Source organism: Neobacillus sp. NPDC058068, assembly GCF_042885335.1.
Taxonomy (GTDB): Bacteria; Bacillota; Bacilli; order Bacillales; family Cytobacillaceae; genus Neobacillus.
In genome coordinates, this window is record NZ_JBHVSI010000003.1 from 358,296 (window position 1) to 379,755 (window position 21,460).

At 42.3% G+C, this 21,460-nt stretch carries 20 protein-coding genes, 1 rRNA gene and 1 riboswitch; of the genes, 16 read left to right on the forward strand and 5 right to left on the reverse strand.

Annotated elements, in window-relative coordinates:
- Positions 1–25: 25 nt before the first annotated feature.
- Positions 26–802 (reverse strand): M15 family metallopeptidase, encoded by a 777-nt coding sequence (locus tag ACFVSW_RS05810; protein WP_387313358.1) that lies wholly within the window; start codon positions 800–802, stop codon positions 26–28.
- A gap of 227 nt (positions 803–1,029) precedes the next feature.
- Positions 1,030–1,114: riboswitch (cyclic di-GMP riboswitch) on the forward strand.
- 52 nt (positions 1,115–1,166) lie between these two features.
- On the opposite strand from ACFVSW_RS05810, the gene ACFVSW_RS05815 reads away from it, so the two are divergent.
- The 12 genes from ACFVSW_RS05815 to galE all read left to right on the forward strand — a co-directional run bounded on the left by ACFVSW_RS05815 (position 1,167) and on the right by galE (position 13,585).
- A complete protein-coding gene (locus ACFVSW_RS05815) occupies positions 1,167–1,331 on the forward strand; it encodes a hypothetical protein (protein WP_387313361.1) in 165 nt (54 codons plus the stop codon).
- Positions 1,332–1,509: 178 nt separating this feature from the next.
- A complete protein-coding gene (locus tag ACFVSW_RS05820) occupies positions 1,510–1,662 on the forward strand; it encodes a hypothetical protein (protein ID WP_387313364.1) in 153 nt (50 codons plus the stop codon).
- Positions 1,663–1,669: 7 nt separating this feature from the next.
- Positions 1,670–1,966: a hypothetical protein gene (locus ACFVSW_RS05825; RefSeq protein ID WP_387313367.1), complete on the forward strand. Its 297-nt coding sequence runs from the start codon at positions 1,670–1,672 to the stop codon at positions 1,964–1,966.
- A 347-nt stretch (positions 1,967–2,313) separates the two neighbouring features.
- Positions 2,314–3,999, forward strand: coding sequence for a serine hydrolase domain-containing protein (locus ACFVSW_RS05830; protein ID WP_387313370.1), 1,686 nt, complete (start codon positions 2,314–2,316; stop codon positions 3,997–3,999).
- A 19-nt stretch (positions 4,000–4,018) separates the two neighbouring features.
- Positions 4,019–6,082: a glycoside hydrolase family 3 protein gene (locus ACFVSW_RS05835; RefSeq protein ID WP_387313373.1), complete on the forward strand. Its 2,064-nt coding sequence runs from the start codon at positions 4,019–4,021 to the stop codon at positions 6,080–6,082.
- 27 nt (positions 6,083–6,109) lie between these two features.
- Positions 6,110–7,369 carry an exo-beta-N-acetylmuramidase NamZ family protein gene (locus tag ACFVSW_RS05840; RefSeq protein ID WP_387313376.1) on the forward strand — a complete coding sequence of 420 codons (1,260 nt, stop codon included), beginning with the start codon at positions 6,110–6,112 and terminating at the stop codon, positions 7,367–7,369.
- 277 nt (positions 7,370–7,646) lie between these two features.
- A complete protein-coding gene (locus ACFVSW_RS05845) occupies positions 7,647–8,549 on the forward strand; it encodes an ABC transporter ATP-binding protein (RefSeq protein ID WP_387313379.1) in 903 nt (300 codons plus the stop codon).
- A gap of 1 nt (position 8,550) precedes the next feature.
- Positions 8,551–9,288: an ABC transporter permease gene (locus ACFVSW_RS05850; protein ID WP_387313382.1), complete on the forward strand. Its 738-nt coding sequence runs from the start codon at positions 8,551–8,553 to the stop codon at positions 9,286–9,288.
- 5 nt (positions 9,289–9,293) lie between these two features.
- The gene (locus tag ACFVSW_RS05855) at positions 9,294–10,427 is read left to right on the forward strand and encodes a sensor histidine kinase (RefSeq protein ID WP_387313385.1); all 1,134 of its coding nucleotides are present in this window, start codon (positions 9,294–9,296) and stop codon (positions 10,425–10,427) included.
- The gene (locus ACFVSW_RS05860; protein WP_387313387.1) at positions 10,424–11,026 is read left to right on the forward strand and encodes a response regulator transcription factor; all 603 of its coding nucleotides are present in this window, start codon (positions 10,424–10,426) and stop codon (positions 11,024–11,026) included. The genes ACFVSW_RS05855 and ACFVSW_RS05860 overlap by 4 nt, the downstream gene beginning before the upstream one ends.
- A gap of 200 nt (positions 11,027–11,226) precedes the next feature.
- Entirely contained in the window at positions 11,227–12,504 is a 1,278-nt protein-coding gene (locus ACFVSW_RS05865) for a UDP-glucose dehydrogenase family protein (protein WP_387313390.1), read from the forward strand.
- A gap of 91 nt (positions 12,505–12,595) precedes the next feature.
- Entirely contained in the window at positions 12,596–13,585 is a 990-nt protein-coding gene (gene galE, locus ACFVSW_RS05870; protein WP_387313393.1) for a UDP-glucose 4-epimerase GalE, read from the forward strand.
- A gap of 31 nt (positions 13,586–13,616) precedes the next feature.
- Here galE and ACFVSW_RS05875 read toward each other — a convergent pair whose 3' ends face one another.
- The gene (locus ACFVSW_RS05875) at positions 13,617–14,693 is read right to left on the reverse strand and encodes a glycosyltransferase family 61 protein (RefSeq protein WP_387313396.1); all 1,077 of its coding nucleotides are present in this window, start codon (positions 14,691–14,693) and stop codon (positions 13,617–13,619) included.
- Positions 14,694–14,786: 93 nt separating this feature from the next.
- Between ACFVSW_RS05875 and ACFVSW_RS05880 the strand changes: the two genes are divergently transcribed.
- Positions 14,787–15,851 (forward strand): glycosyltransferase family 2 protein, encoded by a 1,065-nt coding sequence (locus ACFVSW_RS05880; RefSeq protein WP_387313399.1) that lies wholly within the window; start codon positions 14,787–14,789, stop codon positions 15,849–15,851.
- A gap of 82 nt (positions 15,852–15,933) precedes the next feature.
- Here the strand turns inward: ACFVSW_RS05880 and ACFVSW_RS05885 are convergent, their stop codons facing one another.
- Both ACFVSW_RS05885 and ACFVSW_RS05890 read right to left on the reverse strand, forming a co-directional pair.
- Complete coding sequence (locus ACFVSW_RS05885) at positions 15,934–17,961, reverse strand: glycosyltransferase (protein ID WP_387313401.1); 2,028 nt, start codon at positions 17,959–17,961, stop codon at positions 15,934–15,936.
- Between the two features lie 58 nt (positions 17,962–18,019).
- Positions 18,020–18,985, reverse strand: a complete 966-nt coding sequence (locus tag ACFVSW_RS05890) for a GDP-mannose 4,6-dehydratase (protein ID WP_387313404.1) — start codon at positions 18,983–18,985, stop codon at positions 18,020–18,022.
- Between the two features lie 75 nt (positions 18,986–19,060).
- Between ACFVSW_RS05890 and ACFVSW_RS05895 the strand changes: the two genes are divergently transcribed.
- Together ACFVSW_RS05895 and ACFVSW_RS05900 are read left to right on the forward strand one after the other, a co-directional pair.
- Positions 19,061–19,735: a glycosyltransferase family 2 protein gene (locus tag ACFVSW_RS05895; protein WP_387313407.1), complete on the forward strand. Its 675-nt coding sequence runs from the start codon at positions 19,061–19,063 to the stop codon at positions 19,733–19,735.
- 17 nt (positions 19,736–19,752) lie between these two features.
- Positions 19,753–20,442 carry a glycosyltransferase family 2 protein gene (locus tag ACFVSW_RS05900; RefSeq protein ID WP_387313410.1) on the forward strand — a complete coding sequence of 230 codons (690 nt, stop codon included), beginning with the start codon at positions 19,753–19,755 and terminating at the stop codon, positions 20,440–20,442.
- Positions 20,443–20,496: 54 nt separating this feature from the next.
- Here the strand turns inward: ACFVSW_RS05900 and ACFVSW_RS05905 are convergent, their stop codons facing one another.
- Positions 20,497–20,850 carry a hypothetical protein gene (locus tag ACFVSW_RS05905; protein ID WP_387313413.1) on the reverse strand — a complete coding sequence of 118 codons (354 nt, stop codon included), beginning with the start codon at positions 20,848–20,850 and terminating at the stop codon, positions 20,497–20,499.
- 324 nt (positions 20,851–21,174) lie between these two features.
- On the opposite strand from ACFVSW_RS05905, the gene ACFVSW_RS05910 reads away from it, so the two are divergent.
- Positions 21,175–21,460 (forward strand): 16S ribosomal RNA (locus tag ACFVSW_RS05910); the annotation flags it as partial.

Here is a 21,460-nt window from a genome sequence, read left to right on the forward strand (position 1 = left end):
GAAGGGTGTCAGGCACCACATTGTATTAATTATTAACTGGTGTTGCGTTGTTGTATTCTTCTAGGGTGATGCCGCGGCTCTTGATTTCTTGGGCGATTGCTTTTCCGACGTAGCGGAGGTGCCATGGTTCGTATTTGTAGCCGGTGATGGCGTCTCTTCCTTTTGGGTAGCGGATAATAAAGCCGTATTCTGCCGAATGGTTCTCGAGCCAGCCGGCCGCTTCCGTCCCTTCGAAACATTCCTCTGCGGCGCATTTTCCGTCCCCGCCAGTCACATCGATGGCAAGGCCTGTTTCATGCTCGCTCGTACCGGGGACAGCACTGTACGTTTTGGCGGCTTCATACCCATCTGATTTAACATAGTGATTAAACAAACTGGCTTGGACCTCGTGGGACCTATAGGCCGAAACACCGAGTAATTTCACACCATCCTGGTTAGCACCAGCAAATAAATTTTCGATGGCGGATGCTGCGGCTGCCCGCATTTTTCGCTTTTCGATTTTCTCTTTAAAGGTGAAAGGGATGTCTGGATAAATCAAATCCGTCGGCATGTAATGATCAGGAAGCTTATTCAGCTTGTTAACCAGCACAGGGATTATTTCAGGATTGGAAACTACTTGGATGCTTGACCCGTTTTGAAGGTGTTTGACGCTTTTCATCGTGTCAGCTGGTGGCTTGCTAGCTGGCATCGGCTGTTGCTCCACCGTTTTCCTCTTACTTTCAAAATGACTCTTCCCCACGCAGCCCGCTAAAGCGATCCCAAACATGATCAGACATAGAATGATAAATCTAAACTTTGTCATGGTAAACTTCCTTTTTATAAAAATTAACTTCACTAAACAGCATGGACACTATTAAAAGCTTTAAACCATGCCAGAAAAATAAAGCCCGCAATCCTAAAACGTTAGTAGGTAGCAAAATGATACCCTCTTTTTTAATATTTAAAACGACCATATTTTTACACTTGATAGGTCCAAAGACTCTTTTTTTTTGTATTTCAGTTGCTTATGCTTTTAATAGACACATAAATCGTACGAAACGGCAAAACCATTGAAAAATGGTGACGCAAAACTAGAGGGGCTAATGTTTAACGACGATGCTAGCCAGTTACCGAACACGACCAACTCCTGCGATTTATGTTAACCAATCAATTGAGGGGGTTTTCATGTGTTGAAAATGTTTATTAAGGGCCGGTATTTTTATCATGTATTCCAGCACCGCCACATTGAGCTGCTGCAGCAAGATTGCCTGTGCGAGGATTTAAAAGCGAGGCTAAAGATTAAATCAACCTACCATAATAGTAAGGCCGTTGAACTTGGATCATTGATCTAACGTAACTTTGATAGAAAATGAAAAAAGCCTAGGAATCCTCCTAGGTTTTTATAATGAATAAATTAAGCAGATTAGTGTGACCTTGTGGTGCATGAACAAAGTAATATTCACACCTGGTTTATGTAAAATAGTTCGCTCGTTAAACGGGCATTCTATTGGTAAAAAGGAGGCATTTTCATTGCACAATAGAGGTGACAAAACTAGCGAAGGTCTAAATCAGATTTTAGAAATTATCAACGCCAAAGGGGATGAAGGTGAGATAAAGGAGATTGTTGAAAAAACCAATCCATCCTCGACTCAAAAACAAGTTCGTCTCCACACCCAGGAATAGTTCCTGGGTGTTTTTCATTCCTAATGTGGATAAACTCATGCAATTTGTGGGCAGTTTTCCAATAAATGTTGATAAAACCGGAGAGTTTGTGGATATTCTTTATCTGATTAAATTAAAGGCTGTGTTAAAGCACATTGTTGATTTTGAGCACAATGTTGATTGGAGTGGAAGGCGCGAGACTCCTGCGGGAGCAGCGGGACAGGTGAGACCCCGCAGGCGCTTTAGCGCCGAGGAGGCTCACCGCCCGCGCCTGGAACGGAAATCAACATTCATTATTAACAGAGCCAAATTAAAAGATGGGTAATCTATAAGACTTTGTTGATAACTATGTGGGTAACATAGAAAAAATGTTGATAACTAGTTAAAAACTGTGGATAAAGTCCTAAAAACTGTGGATACTTAATAAATTAGTCATTTTGCACGGGTATAAAGGGAGAATCCCTATTTTAAATTTCCAATTTTCAAAAAATAAACCAAATGACACACAACTAAATACCTAATAAATGAAGCGAATTGGTCAGGTATAGGTATTATGTGGTATAGACGACTATACATTAATCCGTATATCCTTTAACTATAAGCTGTAAGCGGTATCAGTCATAATACATAGCAATTCCGTTTACAATTAATTGTTCAGCCAAAGGAGGATTTATGAAAAGTAAAACGATTATTTTATCCACCGTCTGTACTGTTTTTTTCGGAACGGCAACTGCTTTTGCTAGTAGTGACGCAGCCATTGTTCCAACGATTGAAAAGAAAGAAAAGTCAGGTTCTACCGCATCCGAGAAACCTCACCCTGTTTTCACCTGGAATTCAAACTTAGTCCCTGTTTCAAGCGTTCTTCATCCCGGCTCAGCAAAAGGAGCTGGCATGGTAACAGCGCCACTCCAGCAAATTGATCAAATTATGAACCAAGCCATTTCGGAAAAAGTCATGCCCGGTGCGGTTGCCTTTGTTGCCAGAGGTGGAACAATCGTAAAGCACACCGCATACGGAAATTCCGCGCAATACACTGATGGCAAGTTTACCGAAATGGAAAATCCAATCTCGATGAAAGAGGACACGATTTTCGACCTCGCATCGATTAGTAAAATCTTCACCTCCACAGCGGTAATGGTTCTTTTTGAACAAGGACTATTTGCACTCGATGACCCGGTTGCCAAGTACATCCCGGAATTTGCCGCTAACGGCAAAGAAAACGTCACTATCCGCCAGCTGCTGACACACACATCCGGCTTCGTCTCCTGGATTCCCCTCTATTCACAAGGGAACTCGCGCGACGAGAGATTGCAGTTAGTTTTCAGGCAGCCATTAAAAAATCCGCCTGGCACCGCCTACGAATACAGCGATTTAAACATGATTACCTTAGGAGCGTTGGTTGAGCGGTTATCCGGCAAGCGGCAGGATGTATTCGTCAAAGAGCATATCACGGGGCCATTAGGGATGAAGGACACGATGTACAATCCGCCTGCCTCCTTGAAAAAACGGATTGCAGCCACAGAATTTCAAGCAACGCCAAACCGGGGCCTTGTTTGGGGCGAAGTTCATGATGAGAATGCCTGGTCGCTTGATGGTGTCGCCGGTCATGCCGGTGTATTCTCAACAGCTGAAGATCTAGCTAAACTCGCGTATATTTTCATCAATGATGGAAAGTATGGTGGAAAAAGAATCCTGAAGCCGGCAACGATTAAGCTATTGCTTGAAAATCAAAATGAGCGATTCCCTGGCAATGACCACGGACTTGGCTGGGAGCTCGGACAAGGCTGGTACATGGACGCCTTATCGGAAGGTACCTATTCCTTTGGGCATACGGGTTATACGGGAACGTCAATTGTCGTCAGCCCGAACAATAAAACGATTGCGATTCTATTGACCAACAGGGTTCACCCGAGCAGGAATACCGTTTCGACGAATCAAACAAGGAGATTGTTCGCAAGGCAGGTAGCGGACGCGATTCCTGTTTCGATTCCTGGTAAGGATTCCGCGTGGTTTGCCGGCTATGGCGATCAGCTGAACCGTGTCATGGAGGCCCCGCTTAATCTAAATAAAGATGCGAAACTGACGTTTAGCACCTGGTATATGACAGAGTTTGGCTGGGATTTCGGCAAAGTGGAAATTTTTCAAAACGGCGCTTGGAAAAAACTAACGGAGGTCACAGGCACCAGCAATGGCTGGGAGGAAAAAGAAGTGACCATCCCGAAAGACGCGGAAAAATTGCGCTTTGTTTATAAAACGGATACGGCAACAAATGGCCGCGGCTGGTATGTGTTAAATCCAAAACTCGATTCTTCCGTGCTGAAGTTTAGCAGTAACGACTGGCAGTTAAGAGACTACTAAAAAATAGAGGAGGAGAACCATGCGTAAATTTTTCAAAACATTGATCACTTCATGTTTGGGCTTTGCCCTATTATTAACGGGAATTCCGCATTCAGGGGCAACGGCGGCTTCAGCAATCAAAGACGTAGTGATTGACCTTAACGTTCCGCAAGTTACGAGAGAGGTGAAAGACAACCAAATTGATTTGAATGCCCTACATGTTTATGATGACGACCACTTTATGCTGGCTTCGGAGCACCTAACCTGGAAGTCTTCTAATAAAAATGTCGCCTCTGTCAAAGATGGCGTAGTTACCTTATCAGGGCATAATGGTAAAACATTTATCTCTGTCAGCGACGGCAAGTACAATGACCGAATTTCAATTCAATTCAAAGAGAATCAAGAGGAGATCCTTGTGGAAAAAGAAAAGGGATCACGCTATGACTTAATTGGCAAGACCATCAAGCAAATGACGATGGAAGAAAAGGTTGGGCAAATGCTGATGCCGGACTTCCGTACTTGGAAAGGTCAGAATGTCACGGTAATGAATGATGAAATTGCCCAGCAAGTCAAAAAATATCATCTTGGCGGCGTCATTTTATTCCGTGAAAACACAGTATCTGCAGCGCAAACAACGAAGCTTGTCAGCGCTTATCAGGATGCAGCTGAGAAATATGGGCTGTTGATTTCTATTGACCAAGAAGGCGGTATCGTAACACGATTGCAATCCGGAACAGATTTTCCTGGGAGCATGGCGCTTGGAGCTTCAAGGTCTGAAGAATTGGCTGAAAAGGTTGGCAAGGCAATTGGTGAAGAACTAAATGCCGTTGGGATTAATATGAACTTTGGACCTGTTCTCGATACTAACAATAATCCTGATAATCCGGTCATTGGCGTTCGTTCATTTGGTGAAAACCCAGACCTCGTGGCAAAATTGGGCAATGCCTATATTAAAGGACTTCATGAAACGGGAACGGCTGCTACGGCAAAGCATTTTCCGGGGCATGGCGATACGGCGACTGATTCACATTTAGGATTGCCGGAAGTGCCGCATGACATCGACCGTTTAAAAAAGGTGGAATTATACCCATTCCAACAGGCAATGGATGCTGGAATTGATGCGGTAATGTCGGCACATGTAACCTTCCCGAAAATCGATAATACAAAAGCCATTTCGAAAAAGGATGGTACGGAAATTGCTGTACCTGGGACGCTTTCCCATAAGGTATTAACCGGTCTAATGCGCGAAGATATGGGCTTTAAGGGTGTTATTGTGACGGATGCGATGAACATGCAGGCTATCGCCGACCATTTCGGCCCTGTTGATGCAGCTATTCGTGCGGTAAAAGCGGGAACGGATATTGTCTTAATGCCTGTAGGACTTGAATCCGTTGCTAATGGTCTTTACGATGCAGTGAAATCCGGAGATATTTCTTTGGATAGAATTGACCAGTCCGTTGAGCGAATTTTAACGCTAAAATTAAATCGCGGCATCGTTAAGGCTGAAGTAGAAAAGAGCCTCGATGAAAAGGTTTCTAATGCTGAAAAAGCATGGAGATCAGCGGAACATTTACAAATTGAAAAAGAAGCAGCGGCTAAATCGATTACACTTGTGAAAAATAGCGGCGTTCTTCCGTTAAAAGCAGGAGTGAACGATAAAATCGTTGTTGTGGGTTCGAGTGCGCCTACTCTTTTAGCTGAGGTTCAAAAACACCACAAAAATGTAACAATGATCAATACTGCAGCGCCACTTACAGGTGCCAATTTGACTGCAGCGAAAACAGCAAAATATATCATTGTTGGAACCAATACTTCTACAGTGAGCGGAAGATTGCCTTCTGCCAGTTTAATGAAGCTGGCCAATCAAATGATTGATGAAACGGATGCTTCGGTAATTGGCATAGGAATTCGAAATCCGTATGATATTATGGCCTATCCTAAGGTAGATGCGTATCTGACACAGTACGGAACGAAGGATGTAAGCTTTGAGGCGGCGGTAAACACAATTTTCGGTGTAAATAAACCTACTGCCAAGCTTCCGGTTACGATCTTTAACCAGGATGGCAGTGTCTTATACGGATTTGACCACGGTTTAGGGTATTGATTTTTCAAAAACACGAGGAGGAGTACGATGAAAAAGAAATGGCTTACGGGGATTCTTGCGCTGTTGCTGGTCCTTTCCACGGTATCGGCGGCAGTTGCCAAGAACGATAATGAAAAGGAAAAGAATAATGGGAAGCTCCGTTTAGGTGTTGAGGTGTTATTAAAGGATCGTCTCGATTTAATTAAAGGGAAGCGAGTTGGTTTAATCACCAATCCGACCGGTGTCGACCAAGAGCTTACTAGTATCGTAGATTTGCTGTACAAAAACCCAAATGTCAAGCTAACGGCATTATATGGCCCGGAGCATGGTGTCCGCGGCAGTGCTCCGGCTGGTTCGTATGTTGAATCGTATATTGATGAAAAAACAGGGATTCCGGTATACAGCCTTTATGGAGCAACGAAAAAACCGACACCGGAAATGCTGAGCAATGTCGATGTCTTGTTATTTGATATTCAGGATGTAGGGGCGCGTTTTTACACGTATATTTACACGATGGCGTTAGCGATGGAAGCGGCCAAAGAAAATAATATTCCTATTATCGTCCTTGACCGTCCGAACCCAATCAGCGGTGCAAAGGTGGAAGGACCGATCTTAGAAGATAAATATTCATCGTTTGTCGGTGAATATCCGATTCCTGTCCGCCACGGGATGACAGTCGGAGAATTAGCTAAGCTATTCAACAAGGAGTTCAAGATTGGTGCTGATTTAACGGTTGTCAAAATGCAAGGCTGGAACCGGAGCATGTATTACGATGACGCTGATTTACAATTCGTCATGCCGTCACCGAACATGCCAACATTAGATACGGCATTAGTGTATTCTGGTGCCTGCTTGATTGAAGGAACCAACGTATCAGAAGGGCGTGGAACGACAAGACCGTTTGAATTAATTGCTGCTCCGTTCATCAATAGCGATGACCTAGCAGCAAAATTGAATTCTTACAATTTACCGGGAGTTACCTTCCGCCCGGCGTCGTTTATCCCGTCAACATCGAAGTTCGTGAACCAGTTAAGCCATGGTGTGCAAATCCATGTCACAAACCGGAATGCCTACAAGCCATTTGAAACGGGCCTAACTATTGTCAAAACCATTCATGATATGTATCCGGACAAATTCCAATTCCGGGCACCAGACAAAAACGGCATTTCCTTCTTCGATAATCTTGTCGGCAACGGCTCCATCCGTGCCGGAATCGAAGCAGGCAAATCGATCGAACAAATGAAGAAAGAATGGGAGCCGGGACTGAAGAAATTCATGGACGTCCGGGAGAAGTATTTATTATATTAATCGCAGCAATATATTAGCATGTGGGACCTTCTAAATAGGAGGTCTCTTTTTTTAACTTGGAATTCTGGTCAAAAAACGGGTTTGGCGGAATCCCCCTTCCCAAAGCACCAAACAACCGCCAGCCAAAAATCTTACAACTATCCTGCAAACTCCCCCTCCACAGCAACATTTACCAAAAATATGACTTTTGTCACCTCATTTTGATGACAATGCTTACTAAAAATTCCCACCATCAAATCGTACAATAAAATCAAGTAATCAGGAGGTGTTCAAGAGAATGAACAAAATTGTAAGCTTAACAAACGTGACAAAGTCATTTCAACATAAAACAGCGGTAAACGATGTATCTTTCACGATTGGAAAAGGGGAAGTCGTGGCGATTCTTGGGCCGAATGGGGCCGGGAAAACCACTACCATTTCGATGATCTTAGGTCTGCTGAAGCCATCCGCAGGCGAGATTCAATTATTCAACCACCAGCCGCATGAAAAACAAGTCCGTGAGAAAATCGGCACGATGCTCCAGGAGGTGAGCGTCATGCCCGGCTTGAAGGTGCGCGAAATTCTTGAGTTAATTAGCAGCTACTACCCAAATCCGCTCGGAATCCAACAGCTCATCGAACTTACAGGTCTCACCAATCAAGATCTGAAAACACAGGCGGAAAAATTATCAGGCGGCCAAAAGCGGCGCTTAAGCTTTGCGCTCGCCCTTGCCGGAAATCCGGAGCTGATCATTTTTGACGAGCCGACAGTCGGCATGGATATCACTTCAAGAAACCGTTTTTGGCAAACAGTCCACCAATTGGCCGACCAAGGCAAAACCATCATTTTTTCAACGCATTATCTGCAGGAAGCAGATGATGCCGCAGGCCGAATCTTACTTTTTAAAGACGGTGCAATTGTCGCAGATGGAACGCCGGCACAAATTAAGGCCAGAATTTCAAAGCAGTCCGTTTCTTTTGTTGTCGACCCAGAAACATCGCTGGAAACTCTGTATCTTCACAGTGAAATTGATGACATCTACAGAAAAAATAACCGGGTTTACATCCAATCCTCAAATACTGACCGAGTATTGGAGCTGCTTTTTCAAGAAAAAGTGGGTGCACGGGACATCCAAATTGAACGCGGCAAGCTAGAGGAAGCATTCGAACAGCTGACTAGCGGCGCGAAGGAGGCTATATAGAATGAAAACATTTAAAATGCAGTGTAAATACGAAATCATCCGGATACTAAGGAATCGCTATTTTGTCTTTTGGTCGCTTGTCATGCCGATTCTTTTCTATTATATTTTTACCAATGTCGTGAACACGAATGCCCCGGATAAGGCGGAATGGCAGGCACATTACCTAATGTCGATGACGGTGTTCAGTGTGATGGGCTCGTCGATGATGACGCTCGGAATCCGCATGGTCCAGGAACGTTCGCAGGGCTGGTCGACGTTCATCCGCATCACGCCGCTGTCCGACACGGTCTATTTTGCGGCACAAATGATTGGTCAAAGCGTAATTCATATGCTCTCGATTACAATTATTTTTATAGCAGGCGCACTTATCAATGGAGTTTCACTCACCGCGTTAGAATGGATCATGAGCGGATTATGGATTTTACTCGGCTCGCTGCCATTCCTCGCGATTGGCACCTTAATCGGATTGATGAAAAAAGTAGAAACAGCTGCAGGCGTCAGCAATGTAATTTATATGGTGCTCGCGATAGCAGGCGGCCTATGGATGCCGCTCGAAATCATGCCAAAAATCATGCAATCAATCGGAAAGTGGCTGCCGTCGTATAATTTTGGCAATGGCGCCTGGGAGATTATCCGCGGCAACATGCCGGATTGGAGGAATATTCTGATTTTAATCGCCTATTTAGCCGTATTTATGCTACTATCGAAGTATATTAGACGAAAACAAGAAGCGGTGTGATCAAGTTGAAAAAGTCGTTTAGCATCTTTCCAAGGCAGTTTGGATTTTTTCCTTATATCTTTCTAATTTATATCGCATTTCCCGTCATTTATGTAACGAAGGAATCAGGGCTAAAGCAGCTGTTGGGCTATGGAATGGTGCTAATATTTTTAGTAACGTACCGCCAGCTTTATTTTTCAATGGGAAAAAGAAAATTCACATACTGGTTAGCGGTTCAACTGGCCATTGTGTTTATCTTTAGTATGTTTTATAACTTAAACTATATGTTTTTAGGGTTTTTTCCGGCGAATTTTATCGGCTGGTATCACAATAAAACGGTGTTTAGGCGTGGTCTGATTGGCTTGGTGTGCGTGCAATTTATTCCGTTCATCTATCATATGATCGAGCAGAAGAGTTTTTTCACGCCAGGAGAGCTTCTGTATTTTATCCCGTTTCTCATTATCATGCTGATTTCGCCGTTTGGAATCCGCTCGATGAACCGGCGGATGGAGCTTGAGAAAGAGCTCGATCAAGCGAATAAGCAAATTCAAGAGTTGGTCAAGCGCGAGGAGCGGGTCCGGATTGCCCGCGACCTCCATGACACGCTCGGCCATACATTATCCCTGTTGACTCTAAAAAGTCAGCTTGTGCAAAGATTGACCGCGGTTGATCCGGAACGGGCGCGGCTTGAAGCGAAGGAGATGGAAGTGACCTCCCGCGCAGCATTAAAGCAGGTCCGCGAGCTAGTAACTGATATGCGGGCCGCAACGATTGCCGAGGAGCTGCTCCAGGCGCAGCAAATCTTAAGAGCCGCGGGAATAACTTATCAGTACGATGGAGATATTGTTTTTTCAAAGATTTCTCCTTTTATCCAAAATATCGTCGGAATGTGTATCCGTGAAGCGGCCACAAATGTCGTCAAGCACAGCCAGGCCGCATATTGTTCGATTTCTATCAAACTATCAGTTGAAAAAATGAGTGCGGTGGTCCGCGATGATGGGATGGGGGTTGAGCGGAACAAGCGCTTTGGCAATGGATTGAAGGGGATGGAGGAGCGGCTGGCGCTGATCGATGGGTCGATGTCCCTTTCCAATCATAACGGGGCGGTTTTGGAAATCACAGTTCCGATAATAAAAAAAGCAGGGGAGACCGCGGGATGATTCGCTTGTTTATAGCTGAAGATCAACGAATGTTACTGGGGGCATTGGGCTCCTTACTTGATTTAGAAAAAGATATGGAGGTAATCGGCCAGGCGCTGAATGGAGAGGAAGCGCTCGCCTCAATTCTCAAGCTTGAGCCGGATGTTTGCTTGATGGATATTGAAATGCCTGTCTTGAACGGGCTCGAGGTAGCGGAGGAACTCGCGCGCCGCTCAGCTCCTAGCAAGGTCATTATCCTAACTACGTTTGCCCGGCCGGGATACTTTGAACGCGCCGTAAAAATCGGCGTCCACGGGTACTTACTGAAGGATGGCGAGATTGATGAGCTCGCTGATGCAATTCGCAAGGTGATGGCAGGAAAACGGGTATTCAGCCCCGAGTTAACCTTTGATGTAATTCGCGAAGAAAATCCGCTGACGCCGAAAGAACAAGAGATTTTGAGATTAGCAGCGTTAGGGAAAACGACAAAGGAAATCACAACAGAGCTCTACCTATCATCCGGCACCGTCCGTAACTACATCTCCGAAATCATTCATAAGCTAGATGCGAAAAATCGAACCGAAGCTGCTGCCATCGCCGAAAAAAAAGGCTGGATTTAGCGGTGGTGTAGAGGCGCCTTTTAGGTGCCTTTTTTTTGTGCCCGGGGAGTGGGATTTCCCGCCATTACGGTCACAAAAACCCCTCACACTCACCTCATAGGGAAATTCCCCATTTTATCGCCCTTTCTATGTCGGACAACCTTCCTCCTATTCAGTCGAGGAATAAATTAATACGAGCGGTGAAGGGGGAATAAATTATTGTGAAAATTTTAATCGTCGGCACAGGGTATGTCGGGACGACGACAGGCCTTATTTTTTGTGAGATGGGCCACCAGGTAACAGGCCTTGACCTTGATACTCACAAATTAAAAGCATTAAAGGCTGGTAAACTATATTTCTATGAGCCCGGCCTTGAGGAACTGCTAAGCAGGCATGTCGCCGCCAAAAATATTTTTTTTACAAAAAACACAAAAAAAGCTGTAAAAGAAAATGATATTATCTTTATTTGCGTCGGTACACCAAAGGAAGCGGATGGGAGTGCGAATCTTACTTATGTAAAGAATGTTGCCGAGTCCATCGGCAAATATATGAACAAATCTAAAATCATTGTGACGAAAAGCACGGTGCCAGTGGGGACAGCAGAATTAGTGGAAAAATGGGTCGCTGGAAAGCAAACCGCACCCATTCCATTTGATGTCGTCTCTAATCCCGAGTTTCTTCGCGAGGGTACTGCCCTTCAGGACGCATTAAATCCCGACCGAATTATCATTGGCGCCACAAGTGAAGAAGCGAGAAATGTCATGAAGGAATTATACCAAGATTTCCACTGCCCAATCGTAGCAACCAACCCAAAAGCCTCTGAAATGATTAAATACGCAGCCAATTCCTTCCTAGCCATGAAGATTTCTTTTATTAACGAATTAGCTAGATTGTGCGATGATCTTAACATTAATGTGAATGATGTTTCGAAGGGGATTGGGCTTGACCAGCGGATTGGTCCACAGTTCCTCCATGCCGGCATGGGCTTTGGCGGTTCCTGTTTTCCGAAAGATGTGAATGCGCTAATCCAAACCGCGAAGGAGCAGGGCCAGCCGTTATCCATCTTAGAGCGGGTTGTGAAAGTCAACGAAGAACAGCCGCTTTATTTTATTGAAAAAATCAAACAGGCCCTCGGCGGTAAGTTGGAAAATAAGACGATTGCTGTGCTTGGATTATCTTTTAAAGCGAATACCGATGATACAAGGGAGTCGCCGAGCCTTATATTGATTGAGCGGTTACTGGCAGAACAGGTGGTGGTTAAGGTGCATGATCCAATCGTGAAACTAGGGTCTGCATACCAATATCATACTATTGAAGAAACCGTATCGGGTGCGGACGCGGTAGTCTTGGGCACGGACTGGGATGACTACAAGAATCTTGATTGGGCAAACCTCAAGTTGACAATGAAGCAGCCGTTTATTTTTGACGGAAGAAATATGCTTGATAAGGAAAATATAGTGGCTTTAGGATTTCATTATTTAGGAGTTGCCAATCATTAGAAGCAGGATAAAATGAGCATCAACTAAATTAAGATATTTCTAGCTCGGATAAACCGCGGTGTTAGATTTAGATAAAGAGGGTGAATGATAAATGATTCTTGTAACAGGAGGGGCCGGTTATATTGGCAGCCATGTCGTCCGTGATCTTGCGGATAGAGGGTATTCTGTTTTAGTTTTAGATGACTTATCAACCGGACATCTAGAGGCAGTGGATAAACGGGCAATGTTTATCCAGGGGGATACAGGAGATTCGCATGTCCTCGAAAGTATATTTCAATCCCATTCCATTCAGGCAGTGATGCATTTCGCGGCGAGCTGCCTTGTAGGTGAATCGGTCAAAGATCCTCTTAAATATTATCAAAATAATGTCGTCAATACGATTCAGCTGCTTGAAAAAATGGTGGAACATAATATTAAAAATTTTATCTTTTCCTCCACATGTGCCACCTATGGAGTTCCAGACCAAGCGGTGATTCATGAGCAACTGCCTTTGGACCCGATTAATCCCTATGGCAAATCTAAATTAATGGTTGAAACGGTTTTAAACAGTATCTCGGATAGCCATGATTTTCGTTATATTGCCCTCCGCTATTTTAATGTAGCCGGCGCCCATATTTCTGGTGAAATCGGTGAGGACCATGCTCCTGAAACACATTTAATACCAAATATTTTAAGACACTTACAGGGGAAATCCAGCTTCATCGAGATTTTTGGAAATGATTACTCGACACCAGATGGCACGTGTATCCGCGACTATATCCACGTCATGGATTTATCCGCTGGCCATATCCTGGCATTGGAGCATTTATTGCAAAACCCCGGGCTAAAAATAGCAGAAATCTTCAATTTAGGGAATGAAAGAGGCGTTTCTGTATTAGAAATGATTAACCTTTGCGAGCAGGCTGTTGGTGCCAAAGCCAATGTTAAAATTCAGCCGCGGCGAAAGGGAGACCCGCCCCATTTAGTAGCATCATCCCGAAAAATAAAGGCTTTACTAGGCTGGGTCCCTAAATATGAAATCAACAAGTCGATTGAAACAGCATGGAATTGGTTTAAGAAACATCCGAATGGTTATAAATGATAAACGAAACGCCAACGAAAAACTGATATTTTTATCGCACCATTTTCTGTACAAAAACAGCAAATTCCCGGATGTTAATGGTAATGTCATCTAATCCTGACCATTTGTGATCTGGCAAAGCAGGATCACGTTTGCTGACTTTCCCAATAAAATAATAATGTTTCAGGTCTCCCAATGAACTGATGACCCAGTATAAGGACGTGATATAACTTGGGGCAAATATTTCAAGAACCTTTGTTCCTGGTTGACAAAAGGTCAAATTTGCCAAACCTGCTCCGTGTGCGCCAACGATGACTTCAGCGGTTGAAAAGAGCTGAGCCTGTTCTTGTACGGTTAAGTTTTCAAGCTCGACCTTACTAAAGCCATATTGCGTTAACACATCCATGACCTCATTTTCATTGGTAATCCTTCGAGACCATTTTCGACTAATATAAATACGTTTTTTAGTAGACAATCTCAGCTTGTTTTTTGGTAAAAAAGTCTTCCTTAAAAATCGCCAGCCCCATTCTGTTGCAAACTTTGGCTGGGATGGAACAACTAAATTTTCTGCCTGAATATGAAAGCCTGTGTGTGTCTTGATTAATTGTTCAGCCGTTATTCCTAGTTTATGTAAAGTTTCCGTTTGAAACTGCAAATGGTCAGGCTCAGATTTTACGATAAAATAATCGGCCTTTATTCCGCTCTTATGCATTAAGTGAATGCGGGGAATCACCTCATACATCCAATGATAATAATTTCTCCCCACTATATGCGTCAAGTCCGCCGCATTTTTGAATACATGGGAAACCGCAGGCAGTTTTTTCTCTTTAAAAATGGAATGATTTGAGCGTGGTTTGACCATTTCATAGGAAACATCCCATATTAGCTTTTGATCCGGGGTGATAATCGCCCCATTTAAGCCCCATACACGTCCATTCGGAATAACACCAACATAACCTCCCTCTAAAGTATTTGGGTACCGGGCGGGAGGACGTTTTATTCGTCTTGAAAAAGAGGAATCTGGGTAAATTTCTTTAAAAAGCGGTTCCGGGAAATCAGCTCCAGACGGTGCAGCAATCCAATCTTTAAGAGAATTACAGATTTTATCCGGCGGGAGTAATTCACTCATAATATCGCCTCCAAATCATTAAGGTCTCAGATTTACTATTACCTATTCCATAGTAGATCGATATATTACTTGATTTTGATATGGGATATGCATTTGTCATGGCTGCTTAATATGGCTGCCAAACTACTAACTCATCGGAAGGATGGTCCAACAATGATGTTTGTTTCAATGGTTATGGCCGTTCATAATGGGGAAAGGTTCCTTAAGGAAGCGTTAGATCATGCTTTAGCACAAACCTATCCTCATTTAGAAATCATCATTGTTAATGATGGTTCTACTGATTCAACCCCATTAATACTAGACGAATTAAATGACCCACGGGCCCGAGTGATTCATTTAGAAAAAAATCAAGGTGCAGCACATGCCTTGAATGTAGGGATAAACAATGCTCAAGGTGATTGGATTGCGATCCAGGATGCAGATGATAATAGTTACCCCGCCAGGATAGAAGAGCAAGTAAACTATCTTCAGCAACACCCCTCACTCGTTGGCGTTGGGACATTAATCCATTGTATTTCTGGAGACGTGGATGTTCCGGACGAGGCTTATGAAGGAGTGAAAAATTTTAAAAATAGCAATATTACCAGAAGACAAATTAGAAAAATGATCTATTGGGGCTGCCCGTTAACACATAGTTCTGTCATGTTCTCTAAACGTGTTTTCCGGGAAGTGGGGGGCTATGAGCCAAAGTTTAAAATTGCCTATGATTATGATTTATGGCTGAAATTACTGGAAAAAGGTGATATGGAGGTCGTGCCAAAAATATTGCTCGATTACCGTATCCACCAAAGTTCACTCTCAAATAAGAATGAAGTTCGGACGATTGACGAGGTCCAAATGGCATCGTCCACAGCCATTTACCGCGCATTAGTTCAAGGAAAGCAACACGAGCCAAAGGTCATTATTATTGGTCCAGAAAAAGGCTGCGGAAATTATATCGCTAAGATTGCTCCAAAAAGCGGGTTGAAGGTAGTCAATATGATATATAAGAATAGAAGCAAGCAAGTTTCTGAGGCCATCCGAAAATTAAAAAAAGAAAAGGCAGATGCAATTATTGTCCTTGATGATGACGAAAAACAAACAATACTCCGAAAATTAGCAGAAAGCCGGTTAATATTAAATAAGGATGTTTATGTACTTATTAATATATTGAAATAAGCGAAATGCAAAAGAGCCAGAACCTTCAACTCCAATTTACATCGTAGAATGGAGTTGAATTAGGTGCTGGCTCTTCTAATTCTCATATTGCGCCGGATTCGATTAGTCCGTGGATTCCATGATGAAGAATAAATAAATTGTGATTCAGTTTCAGTCCCTTTTTTTCAAGGTTTTGAATCAATCCTTCTCGCACTTGATCATCGAGGATGATGATGCCATTTGTTTTTTTCTTATTAAACGAGAACTTCGGATTACTTAAGGCAGAGTAATCATCGAATTTCATTGAAAGTTTACAGCCATTATGACGAAGTGCATCCTTGAAATTATTACATGCCCTGTCCGAGCCAAGAACTAAGAACCTTGGCTGGATGCTATTTTTGGCATAAATCTCATTAATGTAGTTCATGTTTAGCTTAATAATTTCATAATAGGTGTTGTCCCATTTTTGAAACGACAACGACCCTTTATCAACCCTATAGTTGTAAAGAACTTTATTGATTTTATGAATAGATCCCACTTGGAACAGTCTCATCCAAAGGTCCCAATCGTAAGCGATTCGATAATTTGGGTTGTATCCGCCAGCTTGTTGGAATGCTTTCTTGGAGAAAAAAACAGTTCCATGACAAAAGGGGATTTGAAAAAAACGGTTTTTAGCCAATTCCTCGCCCGATTCCAATGAATTAAAATAGATGTTTACCCCGTTAAGCTGATCTTCTACTAGTGAATCAGAAAAACATTTAACAAAACTTCCGGCTGCAATCACATCAGGGAGGGATTGTACATATTTCAATTGTTCCTTGAGTCTTTCGGCATCACTACGATCATCGGCATCCTGAATAGCTATCCATTTACCCTTTGCCTTTTTTATCCCAAGGTTAAGGCAATAAGCAGCCCCCATATTCTTCTCTAGGTTAATCACTTTTACCCGATGGTCAGTAATGGCTTTTAATACATTTATTGTATTATCGGTTGAACCATCGTTAACAATGATATATTCAAATTCATTATAGGATTGCGAAAGAACACTGTTAATGGCTTCCATTAGAAATTCCTCACCATTAAATACAGCGGTAATGACCGACACAAGCGGGGAAATGTTCCTTCTATTTGAATAGTTTACTATAGCACGATTGCTTTGCTGCAAAGGGTAGGGAATTCGGTTCTGTAATTCCTCGGAATCTCGATAAATTGATTTTGTTTTCGAATCAATAAATTCGCCGCTATTAAAATAATTATAACACCATGGGCAATCCTTCAAGGTGTGATAACCAAACGTTTCAATCTCTTTGATATATTCATCCTTTAATGTAATTAAAATATCATTCTTATTTGTTATATACTTATTTAAATTGTCATCGAACCATTTCCCTAGTCCGGAAAAATGAATAAATCGAAGCGGATTGCCATTAATGACATACTGGTTATCCTTTGTTTTCATAATCCTGCGCTGCGAAAGGTTCCAGCTGGCAAAATTATATCCCTCATGCTTTAATACCTTATAGTTGTCAAAAAAGCAGGGAATGAGATCTAACCATTTTTGGTCAAGAAACAAGCCGTAGTCAGGTTCAATATAACAAAAGTTATACACCCGATTTGCCCACCAGTTAAGAAACTCGAATGTTTCCGCATCCCTTTTAATTCCAATCATTCCACCATTAAAGACCCCATCTTTTAAATTCGTTATCTCTGCCCAAATCGCGTGGGGGTTTTCTTGATGTGTGAGCCGATGCGGTGTAATCACTATTGAATATTGTGTTAAAAGGTGTTGGAGCTCTTCTAGGGGACTATACACTTTTATGTCAGAATCTAAATAAATGAACGTTTCTTCCTTTTTGTTTCCGTTCAATAGAAATCTTAATAAATACGGTTTTAGCGCACAGCAACCTTCATATATATTATATTTAAAAATAAATTTATAAAAGTCAGGTATCCCTAAATCTTTCGCTAAGACAATCTCATCAAAGTACGGGGAGTCCTGAATGGCGGGGAGAATTTTTTCTTCCACTAAACAGAGGACAATCTTTGAATTTGGATGATGCAGCTTCAAGGACTTTCCCAATACCATAGCTAGTGGGAGATGATTCGCACATGTAATCGTTGTAAAAATCAAATGAAATTTCTCCTTTACTAGTTGGATAGTTTATTAAGCTATCGTTAAGTCAAGAAAATTAGAACACATCTATTCCTAATTTTGTTCTGTATTCCTCAATCGTTTTCTCCAGGCCATCCCTTAATGAAACGGCAGGCTCCCATCCAAGTAATCTAGTTGCTTTTTCAATGACAGGCTGCCGGACTCTCGGATCGTCCGCCGGTAGTGGATGGAATAGTATTTTGCTATCAGAGCCCGATAAAGCTTTTATTAAGTGAGCTAGTTCTAAAATGGTATATTCAACGGGATTGCCAATATTAATGATTTCCCCGTTTGCCGCTTCTTTTTCCATTAACAGCTTAAGGCCGTTAATCGTATCCGTCACATAGCAAAAAGACCGCGTTTGGGACCCATCTCCATAAACGGTAATGTCCTCACCTTTTAATGCTTGAGTGACAAAGTTGGAGATAACTCGGCCATCATCATTTGCCAGGCCTGCGGAATACGTATTAAAAATCCGAGCAACTTTCACCTCTGTCTGATAATGCGTGAAGTACAAATAGCAAAGGACCTCACCCAATCGCTTCGCTTCATCATAACAAGCGCGCGGCCCCCATGTATTGACATTCCCTCTATACGTTTCAGGCTGTGGATGGATTTCCGGTTCACCATAGGCCTCACTTGTACTTGTGTAGACGATTTTCGCTTTATGCCGCTTGGCTAATTCCAGCATGTTTTTCGTTCCAATCGTGTTTACATTAATCGTTTCAAAGGGAGCAGCCTGATAATATTTTGGGGCTGCCGGGGAAGCAAGGTGGTAAATTTCTTTCACATTTATAAAGTCAGGGTCGGTTAGGAGTTTCTGTGAACATAAATCTACCTCCTTAAAAATAAACCGGTCCCGAGGCAGGCTTTTTATGTTGGTTATTGTTCCGGAGGATAAATTATCGAGTCCAACGACGAAACATCCGTCCTCAATTAATTCCTTCGCTAGCTGCGAACCTAGAAATCCCGCCACACCGGTAATTAGCACTTTCTTTTCCATGATTCACCTCTAATTTACAAGTCTCATACATACTATGAAATAAATGAAGATTGGTATGGGTTGGAGGTGACAAACTTGATATCGATTGTGACCGTTACGATGAGGGAGAGCATGCTTGAGTTGATGATGGAGAACTTCACTAGGCAAAACATGCCAGATAAAGAACTGATTATCATCCTAAACAAGAACGATATCCGGCTTGAAAAGCCTGCGGCATCAAATATAAGAGTGTTCCAGCTCGATGAAGCAAAAACACTGGGGGAGTGCCTCAATTTCGGCGCCAGGCAAGCACGCTATGAAGTGATTGCGAAAATGGATGATGACGATTATTATTCACCGGCATATCTAACTAATTCGCTGCGCTTGTTAAAGGAAACAGGGGCAGATGTCATCGGAAAGGCCGCAATTTTTGTTTACTTTAAAAAAGATAAGCTGTTATCCATTTTTCGACTTAGAATGACTCATTTCTTTTTAAAAAATAAAAAAGTGTTTCTCGCAGGAGGGACATTAGTCTTTAAAAAAGAGGTACTTGAAAACGTACAATTCCCTCATTTGAATAGCGGTGAGGACGTTCACTTCCAACAGGAGTGCCTTGATAAACGAATCCCGCTATATTCCGGAGGCTACCATGATTATGTGCTCATTCGGTATGGGGAGGAGCACGAGCATTCCTGGCGGGTTTCGGAGGAGCGGTTTCAAAAACAATGTAAAAAGGTTGCGGTGACCGATTCGTTTGAGAAATTTGTCTAGGAAGGGGGAGGGGAGCAATGATTTCTGTTATTGTCTGCACGAATCGGCAGGAATTTGTCAATTCGATCATCCTGAATTTCCAAAAACAAACGCTTGAGGAAAAAGAGCTCATACTTATTGTCAATTCCACATCTATGCATGTTGTTGGTGGTAAAAGTGATAAACTTTTACAACTTTCGGAAGAGATAAGTCTAGGGGAATGCTTAAATCGAGGGGTTAGTTTAGCAAAATATGAGTATATCGCGAAGATGGACGACGATGATTATTATGGTCCTAACTATTTAATGGAGGCCTATCAGACGCTAAAACAAACCGATGCAGATGTGGTGGGAAAAAGCTCCTTTTATATATATTTTAAAAAGAATCAAGAATTGCGTCTCTATAATCTAAATCGAGAGAATAGGTGGATAATAAATAATCGCCCTTATCAAACCTCTTATTTTTTCAGCGGGGCGACACTAGTTTGGAAGAAACATATTTTTACCACGGTTCAGTTTCCTGACGTGAATCTTGGTGAAGATAGCGGCTTTCAACGGTTGTGCTATGAAAAGGGGATGAAAATGTATGCATTATCAAAAGAACATTATGCCTATTTGCGATACCCTGACCCTATGCACCATCATTCTGATGCAATGGAGCAGCAGTTAAGACGGCGAAGCAAATTCATCACAAACGTCGTCTCCATTGAGTCATATTTAGATCAATGAAAATAAGGCAGTGATGTATTTGTTTCACTGCCTTAGTGAGTTTAAATAATAGAGTTAGCATTCATGTAAATCAACGGAGAAGCTTTCAATATCGCTGCAGCGAATCACAGTTAATCGTTCACATACAAAAGGTGTGATCATTTCCGGCTCAATGATTTTGACAAAGCAATTCTTTACTTGTTGTAATTCCCCTGTGATGATATCGCCTGATTTATTACGAATCGTTACCTCGCTATGCTCGAATTTTTCTAAATATTCACATAAACAATCCTTCTTGCTGCTACACTTTTCTTTATCTTTATCTTTATCCTTATCCTTATTTTTTTCCTTATTTTTGTCCTTATCCCTGTCCTTATCCTTATCCTTATCTTTGTCCTTATCCTTATTCTTTTTACTATTATGGCTCATTCCTCTACACCCCCAATCAAAAAGGTTTCAAACTAATATATTCAAAAAAATATAAATGGACAGGGCAGATAAAGATTTTAATGATTTGTTATTGACAATGGTTATGAGCGGTGATAAGATATGAAAGTTGTCACCAAAACTATTAATCTTTTAAAAAAGAAAATTAAAAAGTTGTTGACAATAACATTGAAAAGATGATATGATATAAAAGTTGTCGCATCAAATTGTTCTTTGAAAACTAAACAAACAAAAACGTCAACAAACAATCTTTTTAGTTTCTTTTTTGAAACTAAGCCAACGTTTTATTTTATGAGCTAATCAACTTTCTTGGAGAGTTTGATCCTGGCTCAGGACGAACGCTGGCGGCGTGCCTAATACATGCAAGTCGAGCGAATCTTTGGGAGCTTGCTCCCATTGATTAGCGGCGGACGGGTGAGTAACACGTGGGCAACCTGCCTGTAAGACTGGGATAACTTCGGGAAACCGGAGCTAATACCGGATAATCCATTTCCTCTCATGAGGAAATGCTGAAAGTCGGTTTCGGCTGACACTTACAGATGGGCCCGCGGCGCATTAGCTAGTTGGTGAGGTAACGGCTCACCAAGGCGAC